Annotated in this window: 16 protein-coding genes and 1 riboswitch; of the genes, 14 read left to right on the top strand and 2 right to left on the bottom strand. The window is 47.4% G+C overall.

Translation table 11 applies throughout. The features are described 5' to 3' along the window. The first annotated feature begins 47 nt into the window (after nucleotides 1-47). The 13 genes from BLS15_RS00585 to BLS15_RS00525 all read left to right on the top strand — a co-directional run bounded on the left by BLS15_RS00585 (nucleotide 48) and on the right by BLS15_RS00525 (nucleotide 8,972). Complete coding sequence (locus BLS15_RS00585; RefSeq protein ID WP_021254572.1) at nucleotides 48-317, top strand: hypothetical protein; 270 nt, start codon at nucleotides 48-50, stop codon at nucleotides 315-317. 27 nt (nucleotides 318-344) lie between these two features. Continuing rightward, on the top strand, nucleotides 345-737 hold the full coding sequence (locus BLS15_RS00580; protein WP_021254573.1) for a spore coat protein: 393 nt from the start codon (nucleotides 345-347) through the stop codon (nucleotides 735-737). 276 nt (nucleotides 738-1,013) lie between these two features. Next, nucleotides 1,014-1,514, top strand: a complete 501-nt coding sequence (locus BLS15_RS00575; protein ID WP_021254574.1) for an Lrp/AsnC family transcriptional regulator — start codon at nucleotides 1,014-1,016, stop codon at nucleotides 1,512-1,514. 13 nt (nucleotides 1,515-1,527) lie between these two features. Then, complete coding sequence (locus tag BLS15_RS00570) at nucleotides 1,528-2,736, top strand: aminotransferase class I/II-fold pyridoxal phosphate-dependent enzyme (protein WP_021254575.1); 1,209 nt, start codon at nucleotides 1,528-1,530, stop codon at nucleotides 2,734-2,736. Nucleotides 2,737-2,883: 147 nt separating this feature from the next. Next, the gene (locus BLS15_RS00565; protein ID WP_021254576.1) at nucleotides 2,884-3,144 is read left to right on the top strand and encodes an aspartyl-phosphate phosphatase Spo0E family protein; all 261 of its coding nucleotides are present in this window, start codon (nucleotides 2,884-2,886) and stop codon (nucleotides 3,142-3,144) included. Nucleotides 3,145-3,276: 132 nt separating this feature from the next. Beyond that, nucleotides 3,277-3,816, top strand: a complete 540-nt coding sequence (locus BLS15_RS00560) for a hypothetical protein (protein WP_021254577.1) — start codon at nucleotides 3,277-3,279, stop codon at nucleotides 3,814-3,816. Nucleotides 3,817-3,904: 88 nt separating this feature from the next. Further along, nucleotides 3,905-4,471, top strand: a complete 567-nt coding sequence (locus tag BLS15_RS00555) for a P-loop NTPase family protein (protein WP_021254578.1) — start codon at nucleotides 3,905-3,907, stop codon at nucleotides 4,469-4,471. A gap of 66 nt (nucleotides 4,472-4,537) precedes the next feature. Further along, nucleotides 4,538-5,122, top strand: coding sequence for a cob(I)yrinic acid a,c-diamide adenosyltransferase (locus BLS15_RS00550; protein ID WP_028531858.1), 585 nt, complete (start codon nucleotides 4,538-4,540; stop codon nucleotides 5,120-5,122). Then, complete coding sequence (locus BLS15_RS00545; protein WP_028531859.1) at nucleotides 5,115-6,122, top strand: RluA family pseudouridine synthase; 1,008 nt, start codon at nucleotides 5,115-5,117, stop codon at nucleotides 6,120-6,122. Before BLS15_RS00550 ends, BLS15_RS00545 begins: the two co-directional genes overlap by 8 nt. Nucleotides 6,123-6,158: 36 nt before the next feature. Beyond that, nucleotides 6,159-6,530, top strand: a complete 372-nt coding sequence (locus tag BLS15_RS00540) for an arsenate reductase family protein (RefSeq protein ID WP_021254581.1) — start codon at nucleotides 6,159-6,161, stop codon at nucleotides 6,528-6,530. 451 nt (nucleotides 6,531-6,981) lie between these two features. After that, nucleotides 6,982-7,686, top strand: a complete 705-nt coding sequence (locus BLS15_RS00535; protein WP_021254582.1) for an MgtC/SapB family protein — start codon at nucleotides 6,982-6,984, stop codon at nucleotides 7,684-7,686. A gap of 20 nt (nucleotides 7,687-7,706) precedes the next feature. Next, entirely contained in the window at nucleotides 7,707-7,964 is a 258-nt protein-coding gene (locus BLS15_RS00530) for a CBS domain-containing protein (protein ID WP_028531860.1), read from the top strand. 117 nt (nucleotides 7,965-8,081) lie between these two features. Next, on the top strand, nucleotides 8,082-8,972 hold the full coding sequence (locus BLS15_RS00525) for a 5'-3' exonuclease (protein WP_028531861.1): 891 nt from the start codon (nucleotides 8,082-8,084) through the stop codon (nucleotides 8,970-8,972). Between the two features lie 100 nt (nucleotides 8,973-9,072). Here BLS15_RS00525 and BLS15_RS00520 read toward each other — a convergent pair whose 3' ends face one another. Then, nucleotides 9,073-9,369: a DUF3055 domain-containing protein gene (locus tag BLS15_RS00520; RefSeq protein WP_021254585.1), complete on the bottom strand. Its 297-nt coding sequence runs from the start codon at nucleotides 9,367-9,369 to the stop codon at nucleotides 9,073-9,075. A 275-nt stretch (nucleotides 9,370-9,644) separates the two neighbouring features. Here BLS15_RS00520 and BLS15_RS00515 point away from each other — a divergent pair, with 275 nt between their 5' ends. Beyond that, nucleotides 9,645-10,706, top strand: a complete 1,062-nt coding sequence (locus tag BLS15_RS00515; protein WP_021254586.1) for an HRDC domain-containing protein — start codon at nucleotides 9,645-9,647, stop codon at nucleotides 10,704-10,706. 256 nt (nucleotides 10,707-10,962) lie between these two features. Here BLS15_RS00515 and corA read toward each other — a convergent pair whose 3' ends face one another. After that, nucleotides 10,963-11,898, bottom strand: coding sequence for a magnesium/cobalt transporter CorA (gene corA, locus BLS15_RS00510; RefSeq protein ID WP_021254587.1), 936 nt, complete (start codon nucleotides 11,896-11,898; stop codon nucleotides 10,963-10,965). A gap of 543 nt (nucleotides 11,899-12,441) precedes the next feature. Next, a riboswitch (SAM riboswitch) is annotated at nucleotides 12,442-12,568 on the top strand. The last annotated feature ends 16 nt before the right edge of the window (nucleotides 12,569-12,584 follow it).

Genomic DNA, 12,584 nt, shown 5'->3' with positions numbered 1-12,584 from the left:
ACATAGAGAACGACAACTTCCAGACAGGATGAAAGGAGTATGCTCAGATGCAATATGCTCAGCATAACCAACAGTCACATCAAGGCAATATGAAGCCGTTATCGGCGAAGGAATTGGAGTACATCGTGGATTCGATCTCCAATGAGGATTTGCTTATTAAGCAGTGTGCGGCAACCGCAGCAATGGCGACAACTCCAGGTGTTCAGCAAGCGCTGACGCACATGATCGGTGTTCATCAGCAGCACATGAATGTATTGCTACATACTCTGCAGCAGCACACACATATGGCACCAACTAGTCCACAACAATCTCAATAATCGAAGTAATGAAGGAGGAACGACAACATGAATGGTTCACAACAAAATCAATTCATGCAAGAGGAAGACTTGTTGTACACGATCTTGGCTGATTTGAAGCGAACTTCTCGCGAGTATACAACAGGTGTAACAGAAGCGGCTTGTCCGGTAGTTCGGCAGATGTTTACGGACTTGACTCACAGTACGTTAACGATGCAAGGACAGCTGTTCACGCTCATGGAGAAGAACAATATGTATTCCGTCGCATCACCAGCATTGCGCCAGGAGTTGGACAAGCAACTGAAGGACAATCAACAGCTTCAAATGAAATCCAACCAGTTCGTGCAGCAGAAGCTGGGCCAAGCGGGATATGGTCACTATCAGCAGCATGCGCATCAACAACAAGAGCATCATCAAGGCAACTACAATCAGTACATGTAATACAGGGAAAGGCTGCTGAGTACTTCAGCGGCCTTTTTACTTGCGGCTGTAGTACGGAGATGACCTACCAACCAGCAAAGCTGCAATTTCGCATGGTCGTGGACCTTCAATTCCATTACGGCAACAGGTATCATAGCAGTAGGAAATGCACTAGGAAATCATGAAATGCGCAGTAAAGCCTGTTGATATTGGCGTGCACATATGAAAAGGTGTATCATATGTAGCATATTTACACTAAAGTCGGCTTGCCCACTGCAGGTCGAGGGAGGATCGAATATGAAGGATTTGAGCGATTTTAATATTAGCATACTTAAATTGTTAAAAGAGGACGCGCGTCGTTCCCCGGCGCTCATCGCCACGATGCTTGGTGTTGACGAAGAGAAAGTTCGCACTGCGATTGCCGAGATGGAAGAAGAGCACGTCATTGTTAAATATGCAACGGTAGTGAATTGGAGCAAGGTTGATGATGAGACTGTAACCGCCCTTATTGAAGTGCAAATAACTCCAGAGCGTGGTCGTGGCTTCGAGGGTATTGCAGAGCGAATATACTTATTCCCACAAGTGAAGTCCGTATACTTGATGTCTGGCGCCTATGATTTGCTAGTTGAGGTAGAAGGAAAGAACTTGCGTGAAGTAGCTTCCTTCGTATCCGACAAGCTGTCTCCGATTGAATCGGTATTGTCGACGAAGACACACTTCATCCTGAAGAAGTATAAGCAGGACGGCATTATTTATGAAGAGCGCGAGGATGATCATCGTCTCGTAATTACCCCGTGAAAGGTGAAGTGCTATGATTAAGGAAGAAGAGAAGCAAGCTGGCGTACGCTCCATGAGCGACTATATTAATCCATTGGTACGTGACATTGCGCCATCCGGTATTCGTAAGTTCTTCGACTTGGCTAACGCCAGCAAGGACATCATCACACTCGGTGTCGGGGAACCGGATTTCTGCACGCCTTGGCATGTTCGTGAAGCGTGTGTATATTCGTTAGAGCGTGGTCGTACGAAGTACACTTCCAATGCAGGGATGCTGGAACTGCGCGAAGCGATTGCAGAATATTTGAACAATTCATTCCAAGTAAAATATGAACCGTCAGATGAAGTGCTTGTTACCGTTGGCGGATCGGAAGCCATTGATCTGGCACTGCGGACGCTGGTTGCCCCAGGCGATGAAATCCTTATCCCGGAACCGTGTTATATCTCATATTCGCCGATCGTGTCGATTGGTGGTGGGGTAGCGGTAGGAATTGAGACGGATGCTGCTAATCAGTTCAAGCTGACTGCGGAGGCGTTGAAGGCTAAGCTTACACCGAAATCCAAGGTACTGATATTATGCTATCCGAGTAATCCAACAGGCGGTATTATGACCTATGAGGATTGGCTCCCGATCGCGAAGATTGTTGAAGAACACGATTTGATCGTCATTTCAGACGAGATTTATGCTGAGTTAACATATGATCAGAAGCATGTCAGCTTCGCATCCATTCCAGGCATGAAGGACAGAACGGTGCTTGTCAGCGGATTCTCCAAGGCATTTGCCATGACTGGCTGGCGGATGGGGTATGCATGCGGTCATCCGGAGATCATTGCCGCGATGATGAAGATTCATCAATATACGGTCATGTGTGCACCGATAATGGGACAGATTGCCGCCCTTGAAGCATTGCGCAATGGGATGAGCGAGAAGGATCATATGATGGAGTCGTACAATCAGCGCAGACGTCTTGTTGTGAACGGATTCCGCGAAATTGGTCTGGAATGCCATGAGCCGCAAGGGGCTTTTTATGCATTCCCATCCATTAAGTCAACTGGACTTACTTCAGAGCAATTTGCCCATCGGTTGTTGTTCGAAGCTAAGGTTGCGGCTGTTCCGGGTGATGTGTTCGGCCTAGGAGGAGAAGGTCATATTCGCTGCTCTTATGCGACATCCGTTGCGCAATTGAATGAAGCTCTTGATCGAATGGGTCGTTTCCTCGACAAGATGAAGCAAGAAATGTGATAATTATTCATAATCAACGAAAATGAACTAGTTTTCTTTCTTTCCCTCTGGTATAATATAACATGTCTCGCAGAACTGTCCCATGTTATGGAACATCTGGAGAAACCTAGGATATTCTAGAATCGCCATGAAGGGAGGAAAGGTCGATTGTTTTGTTCGAACTATACCTTGACGTCGTATCCGCATAGTTCAGTGAGAGAAGATAGATCTCATGTAAGATGGTCGGGCAGAACAAGAAACATTTCGTCCAAGCTATTGGCGCTTGAGTATGAAATCCTTGTCCTTCGCAAGCAAATGGAGCAGATGTTCCAAGAGGAGCAGTCCTTTACTGCAGAGACAGTAATCGAGATTAGCAGCATGTTGGACTTGAAGATTAATGAATATATGAAATCACAATCGATGAAATAGATGGTGCGTGAGGAAGACTCCTATGAGGAGTCTTCTTTTTTTGCCTATGTTGTTTATGATATAGTGAAGGTTGGGATTTATTAAACGGACAATACATTTATATGGGGCAACGTGGAGAGGGGACAGGCTATCATGCGCAATTGGAGATGGATCGGTGTTCTAGCGGTATTGCTTGTGCTTGTAAGTGGTTGTGGAGGGCCTAAAGCCGATGCTACAGTATTCATCATGACATCATCGTCATTACCTCCCGAAATGACAAGTGCACTGCAAGATGATCTGAATAAGACGTTTGAAAATAAATTCACAGTCCAAGTCGTCGCTTCACCGTTGTACAGCATCGAGAAGTTGTTTGTGGAATATGCGGCTGGAGAGAATAGTGTAATGGTCATTCCAGAGGAGGACGCGAAGAGAATGGCTCCTCAGGGTGGACACGTAGCTCTCGATAAGTATTTTGATGCCAAAAAATATAACGAAGGCGTGTACGACGGTGCTGTATATGAAGGCAAGGAAGAGCATAAAGGAACTTTCTTATTCTCGTTGTCTGCAGAGAAGCTGCCTGTCTTGAAGAAACATGGCATTCAGGAAAAGGGGCTGTCTGTTACGATTCCTTCGCGCACACCTGATGAAGCCAGATCCGTTGAGATACTCAAGGCTCTTGCTGAAGAGAAGTAATGTGGCTTGATTCAGACAGATCGTACAGATCGATAAGCAATCATTGGACATCACGGTAAGACATCATAAGTGAAAGGGGGGAGCGCTCGTGATCATTGGTGTAACAGGAAGCACCGGGAGCGGGAAAACATCATTTGCAATGCATTATGCTGCAACGTTCGGGCGTGAAGGGTTCTACATGACGACCCGTCTTACGCCGCTTCCGGATGAATTGCCTGCGCCACCCCATTTCACATGGCAGACGATTCATACGGAATGTGCTTTGCCAGAAGTTCTGCATCGAATCAATGAGCAATCCAATATGTACCGGGCCGACCGGCGTGTACTTGTCATTGATAGCGTTACCTCGTATTTGCATGACGCACACGAACGAATTATGGAGGAAATGGACAATAAGCAGGATCTTGCTGAATACGCTGGGCGCTTGACAGCTGCGCGGATGGAGTTGCAAGAGGCATTGTTCATCTTTCAAGGCAAGCTGTTCATTATTACGAACGAGCCGCCAGGCTACACACCTTTCACGAATCCGCTTGAAGTTGAGTATATTGTGCAGCACGCCGCTCTGAATCGCGAGCTTGTAAAGCGGAGTACACAATGGTTCCGGATGACTTCAGGGATTCCAGAGGACATTAGCGCGAAGCGGAAACGAAAGTAAACTAGAAATGTGCACGTGGAGAGGACATTAAGCCCAGGATAGAACGGTAATGAGGGGGCATAGCAAATGAAGTTATATACGCGTACAGGTGATGAAGGAACGACATCGTTGATAGGTGGTCGGGTACCGAAGGATCATTTGCGGGTAGCAGCTTATGGGGAGCTTGATGAGCTGAATTCATTCGTCGGCTGGGCGATTACTTGCTGTCATGGAGATGAAATGAAAGCACTTCGGGAGCAGTTATCCGTGATTCAGCATGAATTGTTCGATTGCGGAGCCGATACCGCTTATGCGGAGCAGAAGCAGGGGAAATTCATTTATAAAATTCGTCCAGAACAGGTGGAGCAGCTTGAGAAATGGATGGACGATCATGAGACAGCGAATGAGCCGATCACAAAGTTCATTTTGCCAGGAGGATCCGAGGCGGCAGCAGCCTTGCATATATGTCGAACTGTGTGTCGAAGAGCGGAGCGTCAGCTCGTTACGCTCTCGCATCAGGAGACCGTACATGTCGAAGTAATGAAATATGTGAATCGATTGTCAGACTATTTCTTTACAGTGGCGCGCCGGGCAAATGGTCTTGTTGGCGTTCAGGATCAGGAATATGTGAGAAGTGCTGACGTGTTCAGGAAGAAGGAGCAGCATGATTGAAGAAGAAGGGAAGCAAGAAGCGGACGACTTGTCTGGGGAGATTGCGGCTGAGCTGTCCTATGTAGTGCCTGAGAGTGAAGAAGGGATTCAACTTCGAACCGTTCTCCGTTCCAGATTGAATTTGTCGAGGCGTTTATTGAAGCGGCTGAAGACGTTGGAACAAGCGATTACGGTGAATGGCGGTACAGAATACAATGGCAGAATTCTTACGGTGCGCGACAAGCTTCGTGCGGGTGATCTGATCCGGGTGGAGATTGCAGAGGATCATGTGGATACAATCGAGCCAGAGCCAATCCCAATTCAGATTGTATACGAGGATGAGGATATTCTCGTGCTCAATAAGCAGGCAGGCATAGTGGTTCATCCAACCAAGGGATATCCGAATGGGACATTGGCTAATGGAGTTGTCCATCATTGGCGGATGCGTGGCGAGCGAACCCGCTTTCGACCAGCGAATCGACTCGACCAAGAGACCTCTGGGCTGCTTATTGTTGCGAAGCACGGCCACGCTCATCATCAATTATCGGATCAGATGCAGAAGAATGAGGTGTGGAAGCAGTATGAGGCATTTGTATTTGGGATTCCTCGTGAGGAGGAAGGGACGGTACATGCTCCAATCGATAGAGACAAGGAGCAGCCTCATCTTCGTGTCGTGACACCGGATGGATACGATTCCATCACGCATTATCGTGTGCTGGAGTCCTACCATGGACAAGCTGCAAGAGTAAGCTGCCGACTGGAGACGGGACGTACTCATCAAATCCGGGTGCATATGAAGCATATCGGAAGTCCGCTGCTGGGCGATAAGTTCTATGCTGATCCTGATCTGGTGAATACTCCGCTGCTTCAGGCTGCAGTGGAGCCATTAACGCGGCATGCACTTCATGCCTCTGAGCTGCGATTTACACACCCGATGAGTGGGGTTAAGCTTCACTTTAAGGCCGAGCTTCCTCAGGAACTAGTAGAACTGCGTGACCGGCTTGTTGACTGGAGCGAGTAATAATGAAATGATGTTATGAGAGGAGTTACATGACATATGAACGTTACTGTATATCAATATGCCAAATGCGGCACTTGCCGTAAAGCAGTGCAGTGGCTCAAGGGACAAGGCTATGATGTTGCACTGATCCCGATCGTAGAGGAGCCGCCAAGCAGCGAGGAATTGCGTGCACTAGTTGCCCAAAGCGGATTGGAGTTGAAGAAATTCTTCAATACGTCTGGCGAAGTATACAAGGCGATGCAGCTTAAGGACAAGCTGCCAACGATGAGCGAGCAGGAACAGTTGAATCTGTTGGCATCAAATGGCAAGCTGATCAAGCGTCCTATTGTTACAGATGGGTATCGAGCAACAGTCGGCTTCAAGGAAGAGATGTTTGCAGAAGCGTGGGGCACGGCCTCCAAGCATTAAGAAGGATTTGCAACAGTTGATCCTGACAAGCAGCACATAGGTACGATGCTGTTCAGATTAACAGGAACCGTGTTAATAGATCATGCAGGATGAGGAAGATGATGGTTGACATCACGTGAACGAACAAGTAAGATTCCTCATGGAAGTATTTAACTAGCGATGAAAGGGGAGGGTAATGGTGGAAGGCAGTCCGAGTCATTTGCGACAACTGATGTACACTCGTAGAGAGGATGTGTCCTATACAAGCGGCCCTCCCATGTCTTGCTGTGCCCTGAATCGTCTTGCATGCTGTATGCACGAGAAGAATCAGTAGGCTTATTTGACGTGTGAGGAATCGACTTGCTGGATGTAATCAAGCTCTCTCTTTGCGAGGGGGCTTTTTTTGTGTGTAGATGTTTTTTGTAGTAGATTGAATTTGAGTAAGTTGAATTTGGGTAAGAAGGTGATCGACATGATATTTTTGACATTGGAAATGATGATGAAGCTCGGTTTGGCGCTATTATTCGGTTTGCTGATTGGGCTTGACAGACAAATTAAGCAAAAACAGCTTGGTTTGAGACCGAGTATGGTCATATGTATTGCCAGCTGCCTGGTTACGATTGTGTCAATTGAGGCATTCGGGAAGTTCGGCGGCACTAACCATCCGAATATGGATCCAATGCGCTTGGCAGCTCAGATCATAAGCGGGGTCGGTTTTATTGGAGCGGGTGTTATCTTGCGAAGAAGCAATGAGGTTATTTCCGGTCTCACTTCTGCAGCGTTAATCTGGTCGGCGTCTGCTCTCGGTGTAGCGATTGGGGCTGGATTCTATTTGGAAGCAACTTGCGGTGCGGCGCTGCTGATTACGGCTGTCAATCTCATTCCGGGTTTAATTAAGATGATTGCCCCTGCCAAGTTGAACCGGCATGATGTGGCGTTGAAGATCGTCGTAGAATCGAACCACCGAATGACGGATCTCATAAAGAAGATTCAGCGCAAGGATCGAACGGATGCAGATGAGTTCCATATCCGCCACTTTAAACTCAAGGATCTGGATAAGGATCGCCAGCGAATTGACCTAGTGCTATCTGTGCCAAGTAATCAATACTTGACGGAAATCTATTATTCCATCAAGAAGATTGAGCATGTTGTGAGCGTAGAGATCGAGCAATTGTAAGTAGAGCGCAAGAAGATGGATTGCTGTCTTATCAAGAGGCGGATTTCTATCTTGATCATATGGAGAGGGAAGAGGCGGAGGACATTAAGCAATTGCTCGCTTACCCAGAAGGTACAGCAGGATCACTTATGACAACGGAGATCATCCGAATCCGTACGACAGATACAATTGCTGAGGTTCTTGATTGGATGCGCCGTTGCTTGACGAATGTGGAGACTATTTATTACAGTCGGTTAGTCGGGATCGTGACTTTTGATGATGTAATGTCTCATTTGTAGCATAAATAGAAAGAATGAGTATGGGTTCCTTGCTTGGCAGAATCCGTTATCTAGTGATTGTAGGAATTATGATATACTTGACGATAGGCATTGAAGCGAAAGGGGTAATCCATACCGATGGAAGTACAATTGAATGATAATAAGGAGCAGCGCTTACTGCTCGTTGATGGAATGGCGCTCTTATTTCGCGCCTATTTCGCTACTGCGTACGGCGGTTCTATTCGTCGAATGAAGGATGGAACACCAACGAATGCGGTGTATGGCTTTATGAGATATTTCTGGGATGCGGTAGAACGGTTCGAGCCGACTCATATTGCATGCTGCTGGGATCTCGGGAGCAAGACATTTCGCTCAGAACAGTTCACAGCGTACAAAGCAAATCGTCCCGATTGCCCAGAGGATCTGGTACCACAATTTCAACTCATTCGGGATGTAATGGATGGATTCGGCATCCCTAATATATCGGCTGAAGGATTCGAGGCAGATGACTGTATCGGAACCTTGTCGCGCTTATTCCGTGATGATATGCATGTCTTTGTCCTGACAGGCGACCACGATATGCTGCAGCTTGTTCATGAACGGACGACTGTGATCATCATGAAGAAGGGGCATGGCAATTATGCAGTCTATTCGCCATTGTCACTCATGGAGGAGCGTCAGCTGACTCCAGAGCAGGTGGTTGATGTGAAGGGGCTTATGGGAGATACTGCGGACAACTATCCAGGCGTGAAAGGGATAGGTGAGAAAACAGCACATAAGCTGATCCAGCAATATCAGAGCATTGAGGGAATATTGGAGAATTTGCCGGAGCTTGCGAAGGGTGTACGGACGAAGATTGAGTCCGACCTTGAGATGCTCCATTTGTCACGACAGCTTGCGCGCATCAACTGCGATGTGCCGGTAGAGTGCCAGATGGATGTCTGTGTATTTGCGCCAGAGCGCGAGTCCGTCAGTGCAATATTTGAGCGTCTAGAAATGAAAAGTATGATATCGTACGTCGGAATGTAACGAACATGGGCGGTAGAATGAAGGGGAGGAGCAGAAGCTCCTCCCTTTTTTGATCATAAGTGCTGTATGAAGGTTGGGTTCGTGAATCCAAGTCATCAGCTTAATCGGTGAAATGCGCCTCGCCTATGACCATGTACAGGAAGCCGCGAAGCTCTTCTCCCTCTTCCTCCGACAAGCGATAAAAGGATTCTAAATAGCCTTCTTCCTTGAGATCGTCCTGCCCGAGAATGGCGGTCAGCCCGCTCTGCAAGTCGGTAACGAGCTTCTTGCCGTAAAAACGGCCTGTAGATGTAATCGCCAAATCAAAGCGCCGATAGCTGTGCCCTACGAAGGTGACGAAGCGTGTTGTTGTCGTCTCTGTGCTGTCCGATAGAAAATCAAGATCATGATTGCTCATTGTTAGCCTCCCTTATCTGCTGCTCCAATAAGATGATATTATTATATAGTAGCGTCCAACATTTAGAAATAGAAATACAGGAATTGACACTGGAGAAGAGCATGCTATAATGGTAATAAATTCATAACTAGGACGAGGAAGCACCTCATTGCGATGCGTATATACGTACCGTGATGAGGTGCTTTCTTTTTTTGTCCGAAAGAAGTGAATAGAAGGTGCAGCAATCGGAGAGGTTGTATCATTATCAAGTCTATCGAATAGGGAGGGCGTAGTTGATGCAAATTGTATGGATGGCCAGGTTAGAGCGAATGGTGCTGGAGGATGGGGAGATGGTGTCTTCTCGTAAGCGGAAGAGGGGAGTAGATTCTTCTCATGATACCGCATATGGATTAGTTACGGCTGGAGTAGATGAGGGGAAGTGGATCCTACTCTGGGAACCAGATGGACAGCCTGCCGAAGTATGGTTCGAGGGGACGGTATGGGCTGAGATGCGGGCGGCTATGCGGCGTGGCATGGCGCGTTTGCTGCACGCTGGGTACCGTCTGACTATTGGGTTTGTGCCGGAGGCCGATATACACGAGCGCAGAATGAAGGAACGCAATGAATGGATTGCCTGCTATGCGGATTTATATGCCCGATCCGAGGTATATGAACAGCTTGCGAAGTGGCGTAGGGAGACGGCGAGCAAGCTGCGCCGGGCCCCTTATTGGATTGCGACGAATCGTATGCTGCGTATGGTCAGTGCCTTGCTTCCGCACACCTTGGAAGAGCTGAAGCAGCTTCCTGGATTCGGGGAAGCGAAGCTGGCATCCTATGGAGCCGACATCATTGCAATTGCGAAGGGGTTTGAGAGGACATCGACTTTCCCGCTGGATTGGATATCCTCCGTTGTATCCGAAGAGGAGTTCGCGAAGTGGGTCTATTCCGAATGGGAATCGAAGCAGAATCAAGAGCTCTCCAAGCTGACAGACCGCCGTGTATTGCTGGAAGGCTTGCAGCAGCAGTTATCGATTGCGCAATTGATAGAGCTTCTTCAGGTAGATCGGCGTGAACTCATTATGCGCATTGAGACGGTAGAACGTGAAGGCTATAATGTGTGCATGCTGGTTGAATCGGAGCTTCAATCTATGCCGGAAGAGCAGCGGGCAACGATAGAGCTGGCATTCGATGAACTGGGCGATGAATACTTGAAGCCAATCTATGTGAAGGCATTTGGAGAATCGGCATTGGACGAATCCTATGCCGAGGTACAAGCGAACTATGAGCAGATTCGATTGCTGCGGCTTCTGCATCGAAGCAGAGCGAGAAGCAGCAGCGTTGCACAAGCAGCAAGCTGACGAATGCCACATATTCGAAGGACGTATGCCCGAGCTCGTTAATGAATTTATTCTGCTGTTTAGGCTAGTTTAGGGGCGTCGTGCTATTTTGTTTGGAAAGCAGCGAAAAACAATTCGCAGTGGTTGGCTTCGTTTTTCGTCATCGGCGAACAAGGTGAGCAAATGGGGATAATCGGGAATACGGTAATGCAAAGAAAACAAAGCGGGGGTGTCCAAGGTCATTATCAAATGACTTTAGAACACCCCCCGCTGATTATTAAATCCAGTCTTTCTTGCGGAATAAGTAGAACATAAAGATACCAAGCGCAAGCATGAATCCGATCATATACAAGGAGCCGTACTCCCAGTCCATAATTGGAATATATCCGAAGTTCATGCCGTAGATCCCTGTTATTAAGGTTAGCGGCATGAATATAGTTGTAATCGCTGTGAACACTCTCATAATATCGTTTGCGCGATTCGCAATGCTAAGCTGATAAGACTCACGTAAGTTGCCCATGAGGTCGCGGAACGTTTCGAATGTCTCCGATACTTTGACGGCATTCTCGTAAATATCCTGGAAGTACTTCTGCAGGTCATCGCCGATCAGCCGCAATTCCTTACGATAGAGGACAAGCAGTACCTCTTTTTGAGGGCCAAGACCCTTCTTGAGCCACAGAATCTCACTTCGCAAGCTGATGATTTCATTGAGATGTTCTTTCTTCGTGCTCATAATGAGCTCTTCCTCAAGCTTGTCGATCTTCGCTTCAATTCGATCTCCTACTGTGAAGTAGTTGTCGACAACCAAGTCAATGAGCAGGTAGAGCATAAGGTCAGGCGTACTCGCTTGCTGCTCCCACAATACAGGCTTCACCATACGCAGCTCGTTAATCTTCTGCTTCGTTACGGTAATAATGAAATGTTTGCCGAGGAAAATGTTCAATGAGCGTAAAAAGATCTCTTCATCGTCAAAGCGAATGCTGTTGAACACGATAAAATAATGACCTTCATAAATTTCGATTTTGGGACGCTGCTCTTCTTCACTCATACAGTCCTCAACTGCCAAATCATGCATGTTGAATAATGGCTGCAGAACGACCAAATCCTCAATGTCAGCATCGATCCAGTAGAAGCCATTCTCTGGCGGTGTTAATGTGACATTGATATCTTCCTCAGTCGTGAAGACGCCCTCGTTGACCAGACGGATTTTCATTGCACTCACTCCTTGACGCTGTCGCCATTGCGACATGCGCATCGTCTAAATGTTACCAGACGACTCGAAACAAGGCTGGGCATGCGCAGTCCGTCGTTCGCGCACGTGATATAAGCCTAGGCACAATTAGTGAACTAGGTTCTCTGCAGAGGCACGAATCCCGACATTGGACTGCGAACTTGCCGCTGCCTGTCGAATCGTAATATTCGGTTGTACGTACTACGGAACGACCTCGGGTCGCCATCCATCCGAACTCACCTCAGCTTGAATAATTGTACGTGACTTTATATATCATGCGTCCAGTGAAGGAACGATTGTTGCCTTCGATTCTAATAATTAAGTAAGGCTTCGACGCACCTTGTTAAGTATAACGCTCGTACTTCAACCTTTCAAGACAAAATCCATTGCCGGAATTCGTCAATAATGTATCGTATGCGAAGGGGGTGGAATCGTGATTTTTTGTTGTGTTCACCTCTTGACGAACAGCTTCTCTTTGCCGTACATTATTACCAAGGCCAAATCAAATGAATATTCATATAAGCAATCTTATCAAGAGTAGGTGGAGGGACAAGCCCGATGAAGCCCGGCAACCGGCGATGCGCAGTATGAAGCGCGACGCACGGTGCTAATTCTTGCAGGGACGATGGAAGTCGTTACTGACAGATGAGAGAGGCTCATGAGCATGT

Source organism: Paenibacillus sp. cl6col, from assembly GCF_900102125.1.
In the GTDB taxonomy this organism is placed as follows: domain Bacteria; phylum Bacillota; class Bacilli; order Paenibacillales; family Paenibacillaceae; genus Paenibacillus_B; species Paenibacillus_B suaedae.
The sequence above is the reverse complement of the archived record's forward strand: the minus strand, read 5'-3'. Positions and strand labels throughout refer to the sequence as shown.

Excerpts from the sequence above, each read along its gene's own strand:
- BLS15_RS00585 (WP_021254572.1), top strand. The coding sequence starts at position 48 with ATGCAATATGCTCAGCATAACCAACAGTCACATCAAGGCAATATGAAG.
- BLS15_RS00580 (WP_021254573.1), top strand. The coding sequence starts at position 345 with ATGAATGGTTCACAACAAAATCAATTCATGCAAGAGGAAGACTTGTTG.
- BLS15_RS00575 (WP_021254574.1), top strand. The coding sequence starts at position 1,014 with ATGAAGGATTTGAGCGATTTTAATATTAGCATACTTAAATTGTTAAAA.
- BLS15_RS00570 (WP_021254575.1), top strand. The coding sequence starts at position 1,528 with ATGATTAAGGAAGAAGAGAAGCAAGCTGGCGTACGCTCCATGAGCGAC.
- BLS15_RS00560 (WP_021254577.1), top strand. The coding sequence starts at position 3,277 with ATGCGCAATTGGAGATGGATCGGTGTTCTAGCGGTATTGCTTGTGCTT.
- BLS15_RS00550 (WP_028531858.1), top strand. The coding sequence starts at position 4,538 with ATGAAGTTATATACGCGTACAGGTGATGAAGGAACGACATCGTTGATA.
- BLS15_RS00545 (WP_028531859.1), top strand. The coding sequence starts at position 5,115 with ATGATTGAAGAAGAAGGGAAGCAAGAAGCGGACGACTTGTCTGGGGAG.
- BLS15_RS00540 (WP_021254581.1), top strand. The coding sequence starts at position 6,159 with ATGAACGTTACTGTATATCAATATGCCAAATGCGGCACTTGCCGTAAA.
- BLS15_RS00535 (WP_021254582.1), top strand. The coding sequence starts at position 6,982 with ATGATATTTTTGACATTGGAAATGATGATGAAGCTCGGTTTGGCGCTA.
- BLS15_RS00525 (WP_028531861.1), top strand. The coding sequence starts at position 8,082 with ATGGAAGTACAATTGAATGATAATAAGGAGCAGCGCTTACTGCTCGTT.
- BLS15_RS00520 (WP_021254585.1), bottom strand. The coding sequence starts at position 9,369 with ATGAGCAATCATGATCTTGATTTTCTATCGGACAGCACAGAGACGACA.
- BLS15_RS00515 (WP_021254586.1), top strand. The coding sequence starts at position 9,645 with ATGCAAATTGTATGGATGGCCAGGTTAGAGCGAATGGTGCTGGAGGAT.
- corA (WP_021254587.1), bottom strand. The coding sequence starts at position 11,898 with ATGAAAATCCGTCTGGTCAACGAGGGCGTCTTCACGACTGAGGAAGAT.